Here is a 19,001-nt window from a genome sequence, read left to right on the forward strand (position 1 = left end):
AAATTATGAAATTAACAGCGTTAATTAAAGGCTCAAGATCGTTTTATCTAATATTTTAATAACTAAAACCTATATCGTTGCTCACACCAATAATTAAATTGAATTGAAAGCTATAAAGTTTAAATTTTGTTTAATGAAAACTAAAAAATAGCGGTAAATAGTAACATAACATTAAACACAAGTGTTAAAGACTTGTCTATCATAATTTTACTTTTTATTTTTAAAATAAAAATGCCATGTTAATGAAAAGGACAAATATTGAAGAGAAGCTATTACGACTAAAGAAGAAAGAGAAAATAGAAAACGATATTTTAGATGAAGTCAAAAAAATCTTAGAGGAAAGTGATGCCATTGATACTCGTATTTTAGACACTATTCAAAACCCAAATAGCAATGCGGATTCAAATGACTTTGAATTTGATTTACTTGAAACTAAAAACATCTATCATATTAACCAAATAAAGACTATTTGTATTACTTATAGACTACGTTTTTTAGACACCAAGTACTTTAAAGGCGAACTGCCTTATGAAGCTATTTCTAAAATTAAGCAACTTGAAAAAGATCATAATACCGAATTAAAGGGTTTTAAAATTATAGCACCTTCCAAATTATTTAAACTCAAAAATGCTGATGATCCATTGCTTTTTGCACCTATTGGTAATGGCTATTATTATCTCGTACACAAATGGGGAAATGATTTAAATCCATTTCGTAAATGGCTCATGAAACCATTTAAAAGTTTTGAAAACCTCATTTTTACGACACTACTCGTAAGCCTATTAGCAACAGGTCTTGTACCAGATGGCTTATTTACCGATAATATGTCCGCTTCAGAAAATTCGATGATTTTCTTTTTTATGTTTAAGTCAGTAGCTGCAATTGTTATTTACTATGGTTTCGCTGCAGGCAAAAACTTTAATACGGCTATTTGGGACAGTAAATATTTTAATTGATAATTTAGATTTTATAGTGCAGATTTACTGCTTTTTTTGTAACTTTTAGATATAATTTAATACTTACAGATATGAGCACTACAGAATATACAAAAGTTTATAACGGCAATTTTATTTTAATCACTCGCATTAAGACTGAATTAGAGCACGCAGGCATAATCCCAATCATTAAGGATGAAGGTGAATCGCAACGTTTGGCAGGATATGGCTCCATGAATCAAGGTTTTCAAGAAGTTTTTGTTCATAATGATGAGTTGGACAAAGCTACTGAAATTGTGAACCGCGTAAAGGCTGAGATGGAGGCAACTGAATAGCTTGATTATTTCATAAATCAATATATTGAGAATTACCTAAAATAAAAATGCTGATATTTAAAATATCAGCATTTTTATTTTTTAACAGGTATGAGATTCTTAAACCGTCACGCCATACATCTTTTCACGCTGTTCTTTAATCTTCTTATCACTCATATATTCATCAAAGGTCATATAGCGATCAATAACACCATTTGGTGTTAATTCTATAATTCTATTACCAACAGTTTGTGCAAACTCATGATCGTGAGTAGTCAGCATAACTGTTCCCTTGAAGTTTTTTAATGAGTTATTAAATGCCGTAATACTTTCTAAATCTAAGTGATTTGTTGGCTCATCTAACATTAAAACATTAGCTCTTATCATCATCATACGACTTAGCATACAACGTACTTTTTCACCACCAGATAAAACATCCGAAGTTTTTAAAGCTTCTTCTCCACTAAAAATCATTTTGCCCAAGAAACCTCTTATATAAACTTCTTCACGCTCTTCTTCTGTAGTTGCCCATTGACGTAGCCAATCTACAAGCGAAAGCTTATTATTAAAGTACTCACTATTATCTAACGGTAAATAGGATTGTGTCGTCGTAACTCCCCAAGCAAATTTACCTGAATCCGCTTTTTCTTTTCCATTAATGACTTGATAAAATGCTGTTGTTGCTCTAGAATCCTTAGAATAAACAACAACCTTATCACCTTTAGCCAAATTGATATCAATATCTTTAAATAATATTTCCCCATCTAAGCTTGCAGATAGCTTTTCTACATTCAAAATTTGATCTCCAGCTTCGCGCTCGCGCTCAAAGATAATGGCAGGATATCGACGACTAGATCTTTTAATATCTGCAATATTCAATTTTTCGATCATTTTCTTTCTACTGGTTGCCTGTTTAGATTTAGCGACATTTGCAGAGAAACGACGTATAAATTCCTCGAGTTCTTTCTTCTTCTCTTCAGCCTTTTTATTTTGTTGTGCATGCTGTTTTGCTGCTAACTGAGACGACTCGTACCAAAACGTGTAGTTACCTGAGAAATGATTAATCTTTCCAAAGTCAATATCAGATATGTGTGTACAAACCGCATCTAAAAAGTGTCTATCATGAGAGACTACAATTACACAATTATCATAATTAGCTAAGAAATTTTCTAACCAAGAAATAGTTTCATAATCTAAGTCGTTAGTTGGCTCATCCATGATTAGTAAATCTGGATTTCCGAATAAGGCTTGCGCTAATAACACACGGACTTTTTGCTTACCATCTAAATCTTTCATCAAGGTATAATGATACTCTTCCTTAATACCAAGGTTAGATAGCATAGCGGCAGCATCACTATCTGCGTTCCAACCATTCATTTCTTCAAATTCTACTTGAAGCTCACCAATTTTTTCGGCATTCTCATCCGTATAATCAGCATACAGCGCATCGATTTCAGACTTTAACTTATATAAAGGTTTATTTCCTTTTAAAACAGTTTCTAAAACCGTGTCTTCATCATGCTTATTATGATTCTGCTCTAGAACAGACATACGCTTGCCAGGTTCTAAATGAACGTTACCAGAAGTTGGATCCATTTTGCCAGCAATAATTTTTAAAAAAGTAGATTTTCCTGCGCCATTTGCGCCAATAATCCCATAGCAATTTCCATTATTGAATGTGGTATTCACTTCATCGAAAAGTACACGTTTTCCGAATTGAACAGAAAGATTAGAAACTGATAACATATCTTATATTTTTTAAGCTGTTTTTTGAGGGTGCAAAAATAGAAAATTAAAGCCATTAGACGAAATAAATGTAAAGCATAACAAGATTTAACGCGGCATTAACAACTGGTAAACACTCCAAAGCATATTTTTGTTTTTGTTCATTATAATACAAAACCCTTGTTTTACAAATATTTGCTTTGTTGTACAATGATTGCCTCAGTTTCCTTAGGATGTAATTCTAATGGTGATGATTCTGATTATGCATTTATTGGAGGTGAAATAATTAATCCAAAGAATAATAGTGTTGTGTTATACAATACCAAAGGTAAAGTTGCCGATACTTTTCTCTTAGATGGGAACAATAGGTTTATTCATAAAATAACAAATTTACAATCAGGGCTCTACTCCATAAGACATGGAGGCGAATATCAAATGGTTCTTTTAGAACCTAACGATAGCATTATGTTTCGATTAAATACTCACGACTTTGATGAGTCTTTAGTTTTTACAGGAAATGGAGCAAAAAAGAACAATTATCTCATTAAAACTTACATTGCTAATGAGAAAGAAGCGAAAAAATTAAGTAAATATGCTCAACAAGAACCTGAAATTTTTAGTGCATTCATCGAAAAAAGAAAAGAAAAGCGTTTAAATGAATTTCATTCTTTTTTAGAACAGAATGAAAACGTGGAAACACCATTTTTTAAATCGGTGATTGAAGCAAATATTAATTACAATGCATTCGCAGATAAAGAAATTTATCCTTTTGCTTACTTCGGTAATAACAAACTAACTCATATTAAAGATTTACCAGAAAACTTTTATTTGCATAGAAGTATAGTTGATTACAACGCAACCCATTTAAGCAATTTCTTTTCATATAACCGTTTTCTATCCTCTAACATAGAAAATCTAGCAACACATAGCTATTACGATAGTAATCCGTATCATAGTAAATTCGATAGACATGCGTTAAACTATAACAAATCTAAACTTGATTTAATAGATAGTCTAATAGCAGATGAAACCATCAAAAACAATTTACTAAAGTACAAGGCTATAGATTACATAAGTCACAATCATACAGAATTAGATGCTAAAAAATTATTAGATTATTATTTAACCAAAAGCACAAATGAAGATGATAAAGTCTATATGAAAGAATTGGTTTCTAATCTAAAATTACTGAGGCGTGGTAATCCTTTACCGAATTTAACAGTGGTAAATTATAATGATTCTGAACACCTTTTAACCTCCATAATCAGTAAACCTACCATCATATATTTTTGGTCTTCAAATTATAAATCCCAGTATCGAAATAGCCATTACATGGTAAAAAAACTTAAGTCTGTTTTTCCTGACATGGATTTTATATCCATAAATTTGAATGATAATGATGATAAATACTGGAAAAAAATCATCAATAACTACGACTTTTCAAAGCATAATGAATTTAAATTCAAGGATTCAAAATCTTCACGTAAAACACTAGCGGTTAGCTATTTGAATAAAGCTATTGTTGTAGATGAAAACAGCACAATTCTTCATCCTAACGTCAATATCTTCAGATCAGATTTTCATAATACCCTTGAAGAATTATTACAAAAAAAGCACCTTGTCGCAAAACAAGATGCTCTCTAATTTATTCTAAAATTTATTTAGTTTCCTTTCTTGTAATCAGCTAAGAATTTTTCTAGACCAATATCTGTTAGTGGATGTTTTAACAAGCCTACTATTGAGCTTAGTGGTCCGGTCATAACATTTGCACCCAGTTTTGCACAATCTATGACGTGCATTGTATGACGCACAGAAGCAGCTAAAATCTGAGTATCGAAAGCATAGTTATCGTAGATATGGCGAATCTCGGCAATAAGATTTAATCCGTCTGTAGAAATATCATCTAAACGGCCAATAAATGGTGATACATAAGTAGCACCAGCTTTTGCAGCGAGTAATGCCTGACCCGGAGAGAAAACTAAAGTAACATTAGTTTTTATACCTCTATCCGAAAAGTATTTACATGCTTTAATACCATCCTTAATCATTGGTAACTTAATTACGATCTGATCATGTAATTCAGCTAAAGCCTCACCTTCTCTTACCATACCGTCAAAATCTGTAGAAATAACTTCCGCAGAAACATCACCATCTACAATCTTGCAAATATCTACATAATGCTTTAAAATATTATCTGTACCAGTAATACCTTCTTTAGCCATTAACGATGGATTTGTAGTTACACCATCTAAAATACCCATATCCTGAGCTTCTTTAATCTGCTCTAAATTGGCTGTATCAATAAAAAATTTCATCTAAATATAAATTTGAATTGTTCTGTTTTAGTTGTCGCGAATTTACAACTAATCAATAAGTTCAGTCTTATGAAAACATCAAAATATATTAACAAGTTACTAATTAAGACAATTTCATCATTATTCTACTATTAGGGTATAAGTCTTTTGTGTGCTGTAATCACATAATAATTCAGGCTCGTCATTGTCAAAACCTCTAAATGGACCATCTACATCGAGATAAATTGTGAAATTATAAGTGCCTGCTGATTCAGGAGTACCTTCGATACTTATTGTGCGGTAATTAACATAATAATCCATTCCTAATGGTAAACCATCAACATCATAGAAATAATCATAGTCATCATCTCTAGGTTCATTGTTTATTTCGGCTGTAAGATCTGCATAATAGTAATTTTCTGTAGATGCGATAGGAAATGATTTATTAGGTAATTCTGGTTCTTTTGGGATAATACAATTTAAAGCGTCTTCACAACTTAAACATAAAAAGCAAAATATTAATGGGAGAAGTTTAAGTGATTTCATAATAGCTAAATTTGAAGATTATACCTCAAATAGTGTACCATTTAATCTATAACTTATAATGATTCATCAATAATTTCTCATAAACTTTATCCGGAAGTATGCGTTTTAATACAATAGAGAACTTTTGCATAAATGCACCAACCTTATAATGCACTTTAGGTTTTTTTGTTTCAATAATTTTAAAGATCGCATCTGCCATTTGTTGAGGGTCGCTACCTTCATCTACATGATCATCCATCATCTTTAAACTATTACCATAATTTTCTTTATAAGGAGAAGTGTCTAAAATTGGCGCGTGATAACGACCAGCAGCAATATTTGTGGCAAAATCACCTGGTGCAACATTAGTCATTTCAATATTAAAATCTTTCAACTCCATTCTAAAGGCTTCTGTGATTATTTCTAAAGCCCCTTTACTTGCACTATAAATTCCGCGATAAGGTAAACCCATATAACCAGCAATTGAAGTCACATTAATAATTAATCCTGACTGTTGAGAACGCATAGTTGGCAAAACCGCTTTAATAACATTGATTGGACCAAAAAGATTGGTTTCAAAGTTGCGCTTTATTTCAGCATCCGGAATTTCTTCTATTGGACCAGTAATACCTGCACCAGCATTATTGATAAGTACATCTATTTGTGATTCATGCTTTAAAACAGTATTAATACAATTAGAAATAGTCTCTGACTTTGTAACATCTAAAGCAACAATAGGAAATTCACTTTTTGGATAATTGCTAGGATTTCGACTAGTACCATAGACTTTAAAACCTTTTGTTTGAAGATATTCTCCTACCGACTTACCAATTCCTGAAGATCCACCTGTTATTAAAACTACTTTAGACATACTAAACTATAAATTTCAATTTCTAAAATACAAATTCTTAATTTAAAGAATGAGATCCCAACCTTCGTTGGGATTATGCTAAACTAAAAAATCTTGATTCGCCAAGGCTTTCAAGATTTGAGTTTATTGCATAAAAAAAGGCAAGCTACCTACATCACACCGCTACGACCGCGTACCTTTGCTACGTTCCCGTCCTGGAGGATTAAGCAGGAGCTGGTTGTGTAGGACTTGCCCGGCGGCAAAGATACAACCTTTTAAAACTTTTACAATGATTTATATGCAGATTTTTAAACTGAATTTTATTTTAATAACTTGCTCAAAAATCCGAGATACATTATGCAATTATCTAAATATATCATAGTCATTTGTTTAAGTTTATTTTTAATTAATTGTGGTGGCAATAATGCTTCAAAACAGACAGGCTTATCAATAAAGACGAGCTCAAAATCTGCAATGCTAGGAGATACATTAAAACTGTCTATTAACAATCCTAAAAAATTGAATATTACAGATGTTAGTTATCAATTAGATGGAGAAACAGTTGATAAAAATGTAATACTAAACGCAATTACTTTAGGCGAAAAAACTATTACTGCTAAGGTGAATTATGATGACAATACAGAAACGATTACTAAATCCTTGAAAATATATAATAATATAATTCCTTCTTATTATAAATATGAAGTAGTGAACACCTACCCTCACGATATCACGTCTTACACACAAGGCTTAGAGTTTCATAATGGAGAATTGTATGAAAGTACAGGTCAACGGAAAGAATCTAAGCTTAGAAAGGTGAATTTTGAAACAGGTGAAGTTTTAAAAAATATAGATTTAGAGGATAAATATTTTGGTGAAGGCCTTACTGTTCTTAATGATAAGATCTATCAATTAACATGGCAAGCAGAAAGAGGGTTTGTTTACGATGTAAATACGTTCGAAGAGCTGAGCACCTTTGATTATGGAACTAGCAAAGAAGGTTGGGGAATATGTAATGATGGGGAAACTCTCTATAAATCTGATGGTACAGAAAAAATATGGTTATTAAATCCTGAAAATCTTACTGAAAAAAGCCACATAGAAGTTTACACTGAAAAAGGAAAAATTCCTGCGCTAAATGAACTCGAATGGATTGACGGTAAAATATATGCCAATATCTATCAGAAAAATGGTGTGGTTATCATTAACCCTAAAACTGGTGGCGTAGAAGGTGTTATTGATTTTAAGCCACTTAGGAAACTAGTAAAACAGCATAGCGATTTAGACGTGCTCAATGGCATTGCTTATCATCCTGAGCGTAAAACAATCTTTGTAACTGGCAAGAACTGGGATAAGCTTTTTGAGGTTAGAATTAAGAAACAATAAACTTTACTCACTCAAACGCTTAGTTTACTCATTATCGATTGTATTTTAACTTAAACTCTTAGTTCTTTGACACATAAAATCAAAGTAACTATGAGAAAATCTATCACTTTAAACATTGCAGAACCTTGTCATGAAGATTGGAGTAAAATGACTCCAAAAGAAAAAGGCCGTCATTGCGCAGCTTGCAATAAGACCGTTATTGACTTTACCAAACAAACTGATGAGCAGATTATTATAGCTCTTGAGAACAAAGGAGATCTTTGCGGACGTTTTAAAAATCAACAATTAGATAGAGAAATTGTTCTGGCTAGAAAAGATAGAAATAACTATATGTCTTGGGCAGCATCCGGACTATTTGCCTTTATAGCACTTGGGAGTCAAAAAAGTTTTGCACAAGGTGCTCCAAAAATTGTACAAACAGATTCAATTAAGCCAACACATATTAAAGGAAAAATAGCAACGTCTGTACTGAACAAAAAAGTAGTTTCTGGTACAGTAACTAATTTTTTAGGCGAATTACCTGTTGAGGGAGTATCCGTTATAATAAAAGGGACAGCACTAGGAACGGTTACAGACAAAAAGGGTAAATACAAGATAAAAGCAAAAAAAGGTGACATTTTAGTTTTTAGCTATTTAGGATTTGAAAAAAGAGAGGTTATAATCAAAGAATCTAAAGTTATTGATATTAAGTTTAAAGAAAGTCATCTAGAAATTATGGGCGAAGTACAAATCTATGAACCTAAATCAATTAAAATACCTAAGAGTAAACACGATAAAGAGAATAAAGAATAGTCTTGGTAAACTATAACTATAATTAAAAAGTCTATTCCTTAAGAAGTAATACCTTTACGCATTAAAATAAAATTAATGCAGACATTCGAAAAAACCATTACGGTTTTAAAGGACGATATTGATGATCTTAACCATGTAAATAATGTACGCTATGTTCAGTGGGTGCAGGATATTGCAAAAGAACATTGGCTAGCTTATGCTTCTAAAGAGATTTTAGAAACCTATTCTTGGTTTTTGGTGAACCATTTTATTGAATACAAAAGTCAGGCTTTGCTCGGTGATAAATTACTACTAAAAACTTATGTTCCGCAAGTTGAAGGTGTAAGTACTACGAGACATGTAGAAATTATAAATGCTGAAACAAATCAACTCATTGTTAAATCTAAAGCTAAATGGTGCCTAATTGATTCTAAAACACAACGACCAACTCGCATTACTCCAAGAATAGCTGAGCTTTTCAATTAACATTTAATACTAGTTATTGATTGAAATTATCGTAAAATAAAATGATGTTTTTTTCTTTATAAGAGAAAGAAAAATAAAGTATAGCCTAAGTTACGGTTTCTTTTTATTTTGAAATAGAAAGGAAAAAAGGGAGTTTTATTGTGGTGAATTCAATTTGTAAATGGTATAATTTAGGTTAAAGTTTTTTTAATGTCTGGATTGATTTCAATTGAAAGTCTTTTCTTTAAGGCATCAATCAATTAACCATGCGTCCATTACTTTTATTTATTGTTTTAACCTACTGCTCTTCATCACTAGATGCACAAACTTTAAAAGGTAAGGTCTATGATTCCATTTCAACAGTAAAAAACATAAAAGTATTTAACGAAACTCAGAATAGAGTAACTGCCACTAACGACGATGGAAACTTTAGTATTATCGCAAAAGTAAATGATACTATTCTATTCGAATCTTTATTCTATCATCCAAAGGCTGTTATACTAAAACCTATTCACTTTGATGGAATTGCAGTATTTGAACTCAAAAAAATAGTAAGCGAACTAGACGAAGTAGAAGTTAAAGCGGAACCTGAACAACCCTTTTTTGAAGAAGATACTTATAATATTGAACTTCAGAATTTAATTAAAGAAGATATTAAAAATAATCCAGGGCTATATCGACCTGCAAACGAGAGCTATGGAGTAGATATATTTGCAGTTATTGGATTAGTTGTAAAACTCTTAAAAAAGAAAAACAAGTACAAAGCTCCGATTTATCAACCCATTACTTATAAGCAAATGGATTCTTTATTTACTAAAAGTTCGTTTTTTAATAAACGTTTGGTCACTGAAAGTTTAAAAATACCTGAAGATAAAGTCCATCTATTTTATGATTTCTGTGATGCTAAACAAATAAGTTCAGAATTACTTAAAGATGAAAAAAAGATGCAATTGCTTGAAGAACTGGTCCTTAATAGTCAGCTTTTTTTAATACTGTTGGAGGAATATGGTGAGAAGAGTACCATCAAAGATTAATAGTAGAATTAGATATTACACCAACATTTCATATACCGTTAATATTAATTCTACAACTTCATAATAAATCCTAACTTCAAAAGTTATATTTTTAAGCCATAATTACATTTATCTTTTATGAAGAAATTACTATCGTTTTTATTGTGTCTGGGAATCTTACTATTTTGGAGTTCTTGTCGTAACGATTTTGAATTTTCACCAAGCACAGGAAACTTAGAATTTGCAAAAGATACGATTTACTTAGATACCGTTTTTACTAATATTGGTTCTAGCACTTACAATTTAAAAGTTTACAATCGTAGTAATAATGATATTGTTATCCCAACGATTCAGTTAGAAAACGGAATCAATTCATTTTACAGAATGAATGTAGATGGTGGAACTGGTGAAGTAGGTACGCCACAAGAAGGTAAATTCTTTGAGGATGTAGAACTTTTAGCAAAGGATAGTTTATTTATTTTTATTGAAACAACTATTGATATTGAAACACTTTCTAATTCTGATTCACAATTTTTATATACGGATAAAATCCTCTTTGATACAGGGAGTAATCAACAAGATGTTGACTTAGTAACCTTAGTAAAAGATGCGGTTTTTATTTACCCAAACAGAAGATACTACTACAGGAATTATTGAAACCTTAACTTTTGATGTAGATGGTGATGGTAATGACGACGAAACAACATTGCAAGGTCGTTTTTTAGAAGATTCTGAACTCACATTTACTAATGAAAAGCCTTATGTAATATACGGTTATGCAGGAGTGAACGCAGGCAAAACACTAACTATGGAGGCTGGTGCACGTGTTCACTTTCATTCAGATTCAGGAATAATAGTCACTGATAATGCGACACTGAATATTAATGGAGAACTAAGCACAGATCAAGATGTTTTAGATAACGAAGTCATTTTAGAAGGTGATCGTTTAGAACCACTTTACACCGATGTTCCAGGTCAATGGGGAACTATTTGGTTGTTTAATGGTAGTGTAAATAACACCATAAACTATGCAACTATAAGAAATGCGACGATTGGTATTTTATCTGAAGGCAATCAAGATGCAACAAACGATAAATTAACAATTACAAATTCTCAAGTCTATAACGCAAGTAGTTTCGGGATTTTAGGAAGGGCGACGTCGATTGCAGCAGAAAACGTCGTTATAAACAACTGTGGTCAATCTTCCTTCGCTGGTGCACTTGGTGGAAAATACAACTTTACCCATTGCAGTATTGTAAATTATTGGAACAGTAGTTTTAGACAGTTCCCTTCCCTGCTATTAAATGATTTTGTTCTCGATGAAAACGGAATACCTATCACTAATGATTTAACGGAGGCAAACTTTACAAACTGTATTATTTATGGTAATGATGATCCAGAATTTTTATTAGAAAATGAAGGCTCAGTATTTAATTACAAATTCACCAATTGTTTGCTACGTTTCAACAATAACAATATAGAAGGTACAGGTAACTATATGTTTGATGACACTGATTTCTATGTTGATAATATTTTTAACCTGGATCCAGATTTTGAAGATCCTTTTGAAAATTTAATGCGTATTGGTGAAGGTTCTGGAGCTAATGGCATAGCACTACCATTAATGCCTGCTGGTTCTGATTTATTAAATAGAGTAAGAAATACAACTGAGCCAGATTCTGGTGCCTTTGAGAGTATGGTTTTTGAGGATTAGTAAATAGTAAAACTTTTGAGTAAAAGACTAAATTATTCCAAATTTATACTTGAGTTATTAAAATACCTCTGGTTATTCTTTAATATTTCATTAGCACTTATTTATATCATAGCTTTATTAAATAAATTATTTAGATCGGATTTTGACCTTTTATCAACAAATAATTTTATCATAATCGGTGTCATCTTAATAGTCTCAATAGGACTAAATTATTTATGGATTTCTAAAAAAGATAAAAGCCCCTCAAATTAAATATATATTGAACAAGCAGAAGGTAAAACTCATTCGACGGATTGTATTATTTGTAATAACTATTGGGATACTATTAGTCCATTTTTTCGTACCAAGACTGATTTCTGAAATTAGAAACCCTGTCGTTAGCTTAATAAAAAGAAATCGCAATGTCAATCACCAAATAGTCTCAAATAATAGTCATAAAATAAAACAAAAAGACTTTTTTTTCAGTTCATTTGATAATCTTAAACTATCTGCCCAAATATCATATTCGTCTTTAGGTTCTGTAAAAGGAACAATTATATTATTACACGGAATACGATCAGATAAACATCAATTTAAAAACGCTATTCAATTTCTATCTAAAAATGGATATAACTCTGTTGGCCTCGATTCTAGAGCTCATGGAAAAAGTGAAGGTAACTTCTGTACATTTGGAGTGAATGAGAAAAGAGATATTAAAATTCTGATTGATTATTTATCTGAAAAAGAAAACTTCAACCATTTCGGAGTTTGGGGACAATCTCTTGGAGGCGGCATTGGTTTGCAAGCTATGGGTTATGATAAAAGAATTGAATTCGGTATCATAGAAAGTACATTTTCAGATTTTAAAACTATTGTAAATGATTATTTCGATTTACATGCCGGTTTTAGTTATTCGCCTTTTTCTAATTATTTAGTTAATAGAACAGGAGAAATCGCAGAATTTGATTCAAACGATGCTAAGCCCATCAAATATTGTAAATCTATCAATCAACCTATTTTATTAGTGCATGGAAATCAAGATAAACGTATCAATATTAAATACGGAAGAGCTAATTTTTCAGCAATACCAAGTAAGCGAAAAGAGTTTATAGAAATTGATTCTGCAAATCATTCTAATGTTTGGAAGGTTGGAGGTGAAACGTATTTTAATCGTATTCTAAAATTTTTAAATGATCAATGATCAAAAAAAGCCTTCAAACTAAATTGAAAGGCTTTTTTTGTCATTCTGAATTTAGTTCAGAATCTATATAATTAATAGTGTTATGCTGAAACAAGTTCAGCATAACAACATAGACTATGCATTAAACAAAGGTCGTCCTCCCATTAATTCATTCACTTTCTCAGCAACACCCTCTAAAACTGTTTCATTTTCGTGATTTGTTAGTACTTCATCAATCAAATCAACTACCAAAGCCATATCTGTTTCTTTTAACCCTCTCGTAGTAATAGCTGGTGTTCCAACTCTAATTCCAGAAGTTACAAAAGGTGATTCCGTATCAAATGGCACCATATTTTTATTTACAGTGATATCTGCTTTTACTAAAGCATTTTCTGCATCCTTACCTGTAATATTCTTATTTCTGAGGTCAATTAACATCATATGATTGTCAGTTCCACCAGAAATTAAGTTGTAATCTTTAGCAACAAAAGCCTTTGCCATAGCATCTGCATTATGCTTTACTTGTAACATATAATGCATAAACTCATCTGTTAATGCTTCACCAAAAGCAATGGCTTTAGCAGCAATAATATGTTCTAATGGTCCACCTTGGTTTCCTGGAAAAACACCAGAATCTAATAAACCAGACATTTTACGAAGCTTACCGCTTTTTAAGGTAATGCCAAATGGATTTTCAATATTCTCTCCCATCATTATCATGCCTCCTCTTGGACCACGCAACGTTTTGTGCGTTGTAGTCGTTACGATATGGCAATGTGGCATTGGATCATTTAAAATACCTTTAGCAATTAAGCCTGCTGGATGCGATATATCTGCTAATAATACAGCTCCTACACTATCTGCTACTTCTCTAAACTTAGCAAAATCAATATCACGAGAATAGGCAGAAGCACCTGCAATAATTAACTTTGGTTGTTCCTTTTTAGCTTGGTCAGCTAACATATCATAATCAATATGCCCTGTATCCTTCTTTACACCATAAAATGTAGGGCGATATAATTTCCCTGAAAAATTAACTGGAGAACCATGTGTTAAATGCCCACCATGAGACAAATCAAATCCTAAAATAGTATCTCCTGGCTTCAAACATGCATGGAAAACTGCTGTATTTGCCTGACTACCAGAATGCGGTTGCACGTTAGCATAAGCAGCACCAAATAAGGTCTTAGCGCGCTCAATAGCGATGTTTTCAACTTCATCAACCACTTCACAGCCACCATAATAGCGTTTACCAGGATAACCTTCAGCATATTTGTTTGTTAATACAGAACCAGCAGCTTCCATCACTTGGTCACTAACAAAATTCTCTGAAGCAATCAATTCTATACCATCTGTCTGGCGTTCTTTTTCTGCTTGTATGAGTTCAAAAATTTGTTCGTCGCGTTGCATATATATTATCTTATGTTAAATGAGCATCAAAAATACGAATTACATTAGTTTTAATATTAAAATTTATGTACGTTTGAATAGAAATTAATGAACATTTAATCAACAACAGCATTATGCCATTATCAGCCAATAACCCAAATAGAACTTCTTGGTTATACGTTAATAAATATTCTGATTTTCCAATTCAGAATATTCCATTTGGTGTATTTCTCACTAGAGAGGATATAATTACCATTGGAACACGGATTGGAGATACAGCCATTGACCTTGGTGCGTTACATCAATTAGGCTATTTTAAAGGCATTCCGCTAACAGATGATATATTTCTTCAAGATTCATTGAATGACTTCATTGCCGATGGAAGAAAAACATGGCGTGCTGTACGAAATCGTGTTGCTGAAATTTTTGATGCTACTAACGAAACGCTCAAAAACAATACTAAACATAAAGAAATTATTTGCTTTAGACTAGATGAGATAGAAATGCAGATGCCAATACATGTTGGTGATTACACAGATTTTTATGCTAGTAAAGAACACGCAACAAATGTAGGGTCCATGTTTAGAGACCCAGAAAATGCTTTAATGCCAAATTGGGTGCATATGCCAGTAGGTTATCATGGTCGTAGTTCTTCTATTATCACCACACATATTCCAATTAATAGACCACAAGGCCAAACCATGCCAGAAGGTGCTAAATCACCAGTGTTTGGCCCAAGTCAATTGGTGGATTTTGAATTAGAGATGGCTTTCATCACTACCGATGCTAATGATTTAGGTGAATCAATTCCGGTAGAAGAAGCTGAAGAATATATCTTTGGTTTAGTATTATTCAATGATTGGTCTGCTCGCGATATCCAGAAATGGGAATATGTACCATTAGGTCCATTCTTAGGAAAAAGTTTTGCATCATCAATGTCGCCTTGGATTGTAACATTAGATGCTTTAGAGCCATTTAGAACGGAAAGCCCAAAGCAAAATCCTAAGCCATTAGAATATCTTCAAACTAAAGGAAAGAAAAGCTTTGACATTCATCTTGAAGTCGGTATTCAACCAAAAGGTGGTAAAGAAACTACGGTTTGTAAGTCGAATTTTAAATATATGTACTGGAATATGGCACAGCAGTTAGCACACCATACAGTCAATGGATGTCCTGTAAATTCTGGTGATATGATGGGAAGTGGCACCATTTCTGGTCCTACGCCAGATTCATATGGTTCCATGTTAGAATTGTCTTGGAAAGGTACAAAGCCACTTAAAATGAAAGATGGTACAGAACGTAAATTCATTAATGATTACGATACGGTAGTTATGAGAGGACATTGCGAAAATGATGATGTACGTATTGGATTTGGACAAGTGAAGACACAATTATTACCTGTTTTTAATCCCAAGAAAAAGAAATAAAGAATTTACTTTAAATTATTTTAAAGCTCATAATTGTTAATTGTGAGCTTTTTCGTTTTTAAAAAGGTGCATTACATGTGAAACTCACCCACTCTTTGTTTACAGGATGTTCAAAACTCAAAGTTTCCGCATGTAAATGCAAACGATTAGAAACAGTTCCGTACAAATCATCACCGACAATAGGAACATTTAAACCTTTATGATGTGCTGCGTGCAATCGTAATTGATGTGTTCTGCCTGTAATTGGATAAAAATAAATTCGGGTTTTGTTATTTTCAATATTTACGACTTTATATTTTGTAATCGCCGATTTTCCATGGTCATAGCAAACCAATTGCCTTGGCCTATTATTTAAATCTACACGAATTGGTAAATCTATATAACCTTCAGTTTTATCTAATACTCCGTCTAGCAATGCGACATAGCGCTTTTTTACAGTACGATCTATAAATTGTTTTTGAAGATTTTTATGGGTTCTTTCATTTTTGGCAACTAATAACAAACCCGATGTAGACATATCTAATCGATGTAAAAGCAAAGGACCAGAAGCATAACGTAAATAGGATTGCATTCGAGTTAAAACGGAATCTTTAATTGTTTTTCCAGGTACGGACAAAAACTCATGCGGTTTATTTAGAACTAACAGAAAATCATCTTCATAAACAATTTCTAATTCTCCTTTAAAAACACCAGCGGTTTTAATAGGATTCGGCTGAACATCCATACCTTGCATCATGTGTCCTAAAATGGGTTCGCATCTACCACGACAAGATGGATAGAATTGGCCATGCTTTCTAACTTCTGCTGTTGGTGAAATTCCCCAGTAAAATTCCGCCATTGCAATAGGCTTTAAATTATTCTCATAAGCATATTGAAATAATTTAGGTGCTGCACATTCGCCGGCTGCAACAGGTGGTTGACCTGAATCAGTCATTTTAAAAATATCAATTAAATCCTTGGTTTCTCCTTTTGCGTTTAAGAATCGATACTGTTCATGAATTTGCTTTTGCAAACTTGCAGAAAGCGTTTTTCTTTCCTTTTTTAAGGCTTCAATGGGTTTTATTAATTCAGCCAATTTATGTTCAGCTAATTTTAGCTCAGCTTCAAGATTCAATTTTAAATACTTTAAATCAATATTACTTTGAATACTTTTTTGCTTTAATTCTTCAAAAAGCGATGATTTCTCTACTTCTGAAAATTGAAGCTCTGCTTCTACTCTTTGCCGTTTTCGTTTTAGCTTATTGGCCTTAGCAGTCTTTTTGAAGTTTTCAAGCTTTTTGATCCGTTCTCGTTTAAGCTTTTCTAAATTTAATCTCGCTTCTTCTAATTCCGGATTATGTTCTAACGTTTCAATTTTAGTATTTAAACCATTTAAATGTGCTTCATTTCGTTTGTAAAATCCGTCTTTGTTAAGTGTGTCAAAAACTGGTGGTACAAATCCTTTGATATGATTACTTTCGGCTAATTTTCCTGAAAATGCAACAATATATCCTAATCGTCCTTCGACAGTTTCAACAATCATAACACCAAACATTTTTCCAATTTTCAGCCCTTGTTTGGTAGTATCCAAGCCAAAGTTATGTTCAAAATCAGTCTGAGTATTGAGATACGCTTTTACCTCATATGCAGCAGTAACACAAAGCGGATCTGGTTGATAATAAAACGGATAGGTGAATTGTTTTGGCAACTCAACCAAAACACTAGGTTTTATAGGGTGAAAAAGAGATTTTTCCGCTTTAAACATTCATATGTATTTACTGCACAAAGAAACGAAAAACTACTTTGGCATCATAATTGGATTTACATACTAATAACCCATAAAAACACAAGATTATGAAACGATTTTTACTATTATCAGTCCTAGTTTCGGTACTCGTATCTTGTAGTGCCAAAAAACAAATGGAAAGCGCCATTAGCCATGGTAATTATGACCAGGCTATTTCTGAAGCGTTACGAAAACTCGAAAACAACAAAGACAAAAAACGTAAGCAAGATTACATTGTGATGCTTGAAGATGCGTATTACAAAGTTTTAGAGGAAGACTTACGAGATGTAGCGCATCTTAAAAAAGATGGTAATCCAGAACAATTTAAAACCATCTATAATATCTATTTAGATTTAGAGGCAAGGCAAAATGCGATAAAGCGTATTTTACCTTTAAAAATTAATGGAAAAACATTGAATCTTAAGTTTAATGATTACAGTTCTGAAATTGTAGATTATAGATATAAAACGTCTGAATATTTAATTGGTCAGGGAATTACACTTCTAGACTCTGAAGACAAATACAATGCAAGAAAAGCATATGACATCTTTAGTTATATAGAACTTATCAATCCAAATTTTGATGAAAATAGAAGCTTGATAGATGAAGCACATCAAAAAGGAATTGATTATGTAAACGTTTCTGTAGTAAATGAAACGCACCAAGTGATACCTCAGCAATTAGAGAATGAATTGTTAGATTTTAACACGTATGGTTTGGATCAGTTCTGGACAGTTTATCATGCAAATACAGTTGAAACCATAGACTACGACTTTGCTATGCAATTACAGCTTAAGCGAATTAATATTTCACCAGAGCGTATTAATGAGCGTCAGCAATTAAGACAAAGGCAAATCGTTGATGGTTGGGAATATCTTTTAGATGATAATGGTAATGTTGCAAAAGATAGTTTGGGCAATGACATTAAAGTTGATAGAATCATCAATGTTAGAGCAAGATTTGTTGAAGTGATACAAACGAAATCGGCACAAGTGATTGCAGATGTTGTATACACAGATCTAAAACAAAATCAAATTATAGACAACTTTACCATAGATAGTGGTTTTACATTTGAAAATGTATTTGGACGTTTTAGAGGAGACGAACGTGCTCTAAACAGAAATGATAGAAACTTGTTAAGACAACGCCAAGTAAGATTTCCTTCTGATACACAAATGGTGTACGATACTGGTGAAGACCTGAAACAGAAATTAAAAGGGATTTTAAAGTCTTATAGATTAAATAGTTAATAATTAAAAACCTCTCAAT

18 protein-coding genes and 1 other RNA gene are annotated in these 19,001 nt (G+C 32.3%); 12 read left to right on the forward strand and 7 right to left on the reverse strand.

The features are described from left to right. The first annotated feature begins 242 nt into the window (after window positions 1-242). Both SJY34_RS04480 and SJY34_RS04485 read left to right on the forward strand, forming a co-directional pair. Window positions 243-956: a hypothetical protein gene (locus tag SJY34_RS04480; protein WP_400079304.1), complete on the forward strand. Its 714-nt coding sequence runs from the start codon at window positions 243-245 to the stop codon at window positions 954-956. A 71-nt stretch (window positions 957-1,027) separates the two neighbouring features. Further along, window positions 1,028-1,270: a putative signal transducing protein gene (locus SJY34_RS04485; RefSeq protein WP_400079306.1), complete on the forward strand. Its 243-nt coding sequence runs from the start codon at window positions 1,028-1,030 to the stop codon at window positions 1,268-1,270. A gap of 99 nt (window positions 1,271-1,369) precedes the next feature. On the opposite strand, the gene SJY34_RS04490 is transcribed toward SJY34_RS04485, so the two are convergent. Next, window positions 1,370-2,995 (reverse strand): ABC-F family ATP-binding cassette domain-containing protein, encoded by a 1,626-nt coding sequence (locus SJY34_RS04490; RefSeq protein WP_400079308.1) that lies wholly within the window; start codon window positions 2,993-2,995, stop codon window positions 1,370-1,372. Window positions 2,996-3,154: 159 nt separating this feature from the next. Between SJY34_RS04490 and SJY34_RS04495 the strand changes: the two genes are divergently transcribed. Continuing rightward, window positions 3,155-4,618: a TlpA family protein disulfide reductase gene (locus SJY34_RS04495; RefSeq protein WP_400079310.1), complete on the forward strand. Its 1,464-nt coding sequence runs from the start codon at window positions 3,155-3,157 to the stop codon at window positions 4,616-4,618. A 17-nt stretch (window positions 4,619-4,635) separates the two neighbouring features. On the opposite strand, the gene fsa is transcribed toward SJY34_RS04495, so the two are convergent. The 4 genes from fsa to ffs all read right to left on the reverse strand — a co-directional run bounded on the left by fsa (window position 4,636) and on the right by ffs (window position 6,898). Beyond that, on the reverse strand, window positions 4,636-5,289 hold the full coding sequence (fsa, locus tag SJY34_RS04500) for a fructose-6-phosphate aldolase (RefSeq protein ID WP_400079312.1): 654 nt from the start codon (window positions 5,287-5,289) through the stop codon (window positions 4,636-4,638). Between the two features lie 120 nt (window positions 5,290-5,409). Continuing rightward, a complete protein-coding gene (locus tag SJY34_RS04505; protein ID WP_400079314.1) occupies window positions 5,410-5,814 on the reverse strand; it encodes a hypothetical protein in 405 nt (134 codons plus the stop codon). Between the two features lie 46 nt (window positions 5,815-5,860). Then, a complete protein-coding gene (locus tag SJY34_RS04510; RefSeq protein ID WP_400079316.1) occupies window positions 5,861-6,664 on the reverse strand; it encodes an SDR family oxidoreductase in 804 nt (267 codons plus the stop codon). Between the two features lie 135 nt (window positions 6,665-6,799). Beyond that, an RNA gene (ffs, locus tag SJY34_RS04515) (signal recognition particle sRNA small type) lies at window positions 6,800-6,898 on the reverse strand. Between the two features lie 102 nt (window positions 6,899-7,000). Between ffs and SJY34_RS04520 the strand changes: the two genes are divergently transcribed. The 7 genes from SJY34_RS04520 (at window position 7,001) to SJY34_RS04550 (ending at window position 13,172) form a co-directional block, all read left to right on the forward strand. Beyond that, window positions 7,001-8,029 (forward strand): glutaminyl-peptide cyclotransferase, encoded by a 1,029-nt coding sequence (locus tag SJY34_RS04520; RefSeq protein WP_400079318.1) that lies wholly within the window; start codon window positions 7,001-7,003, stop codon window positions 8,027-8,029. A 90-nt stretch (window positions 8,030-8,119) separates the two neighbouring features. After that, complete coding sequence (locus SJY34_RS04525) at window positions 8,120-8,821, forward strand: carboxypeptidase-like regulatory domain-containing protein (protein ID WP_400079320.1); 702 nt, start codon at window positions 8,120-8,122, stop codon at window positions 8,819-8,821. A gap of 75 nt (window positions 8,822-8,896) precedes the next feature. After that, entirely contained in the window at window positions 8,897-9,286 is a 390-nt protein-coding gene (locus SJY34_RS04530; protein ID WP_400079322.1) for an acyl-CoA thioesterase, read from the forward strand. Window positions 9,287-9,531: 245 nt separating this feature from the next. Beyond that, window positions 9,532-10,299 carry a hypothetical protein gene (locus SJY34_RS04535; RefSeq protein ID WP_400079324.1) on the forward strand — a complete coding sequence of 256 codons (768 nt, stop codon included), beginning with the start codon at window positions 9,532-9,534 and terminating at the stop codon, window positions 10,297-10,299. Window positions 10,300-10,416: 117 nt separating this feature from the next. Next, entirely contained in the window at window positions 10,417-10,935 is a 519-nt protein-coding gene (locus SJY34_RS04540) for a hypothetical protein (protein WP_400079326.1), read from the forward strand. Further along, window positions 10,886-11,992, forward strand: a complete 1,107-nt coding sequence (locus SJY34_RS04545) for a hypothetical protein (RefSeq protein WP_400079328.1) — start codon at window positions 10,886-10,888, stop codon at window positions 11,990-11,992. The genes SJY34_RS04540 and SJY34_RS04545 overlap by 50 nt, the downstream gene beginning before the upstream one ends. A 259-nt stretch (window positions 11,993-12,251) precedes the next feature. Further along, window positions 12,252-13,172, forward strand: coding sequence for an alpha/beta hydrolase (locus SJY34_RS04550; protein WP_400079330.1), 921 nt, complete (start codon window positions 12,252-12,254; stop codon window positions 13,170-13,172). 114 nt (window positions 13,173-13,286) lie between these two features. Here the strand turns inward: SJY34_RS04550 and glyA are convergent, their stop codons facing one another. Then, entirely contained in the window at window positions 13,287-14,561 is a 1,275-nt protein-coding gene (gene glyA, locus SJY34_RS04555) for a serine hydroxymethyltransferase (RefSeq protein ID WP_400079332.1), read from the reverse strand. A gap of 113 nt (window positions 14,562-14,674) precedes the next feature. Here glyA and fahA point away from each other — a divergent pair, with 113 nt between their 5' ends. Beyond that, on the forward strand, window positions 14,675-15,967 hold the full coding sequence (gene fahA / locus SJY34_RS04560) for a fumarylacetoacetase (protein ID WP_400079334.1): 1,293 nt from the start codon (window positions 14,675-14,677) through the stop codon (window positions 15,965-15,967). 58 nt (window positions 15,968-16,025) lie between these two features. Here the strand turns inward: fahA and SJY34_RS04565 are convergent, their stop codons facing one another. Next, window positions 16,026-17,711, reverse strand: a complete 1,686-nt coding sequence (locus tag SJY34_RS04565) for a pseudouridine synthase (protein ID WP_400079336.1) — start codon at window positions 17,709-17,711, stop codon at window positions 16,026-16,028. An 89-nt stretch (window positions 17,712-17,800) separates the two neighbouring features. Here SJY34_RS04565 and SJY34_RS04570 point away from each other — a divergent pair, with 89 nt between their 5' ends. Continuing rightward, window positions 17,801-18,982: a hypothetical protein gene (locus tag SJY34_RS04570; protein WP_400079338.1), complete on the forward strand. Its 1,182-nt coding sequence runs from the start codon at window positions 17,801-17,803 to the stop codon at window positions 18,980-18,982. The last annotated feature ends 19 nt before the right edge of the window (window positions 18,983-19,001 follow it).

This window comes from Winogradskyella sp. R77965 (genome assembly GCF_044594915.1).
Taxonomy (GTDB): domain Bacteria; phylum Bacteroidota; class Bacteroidia; order Flavobacteriales; family Flavobacteriaceae; genus Winogradskyella.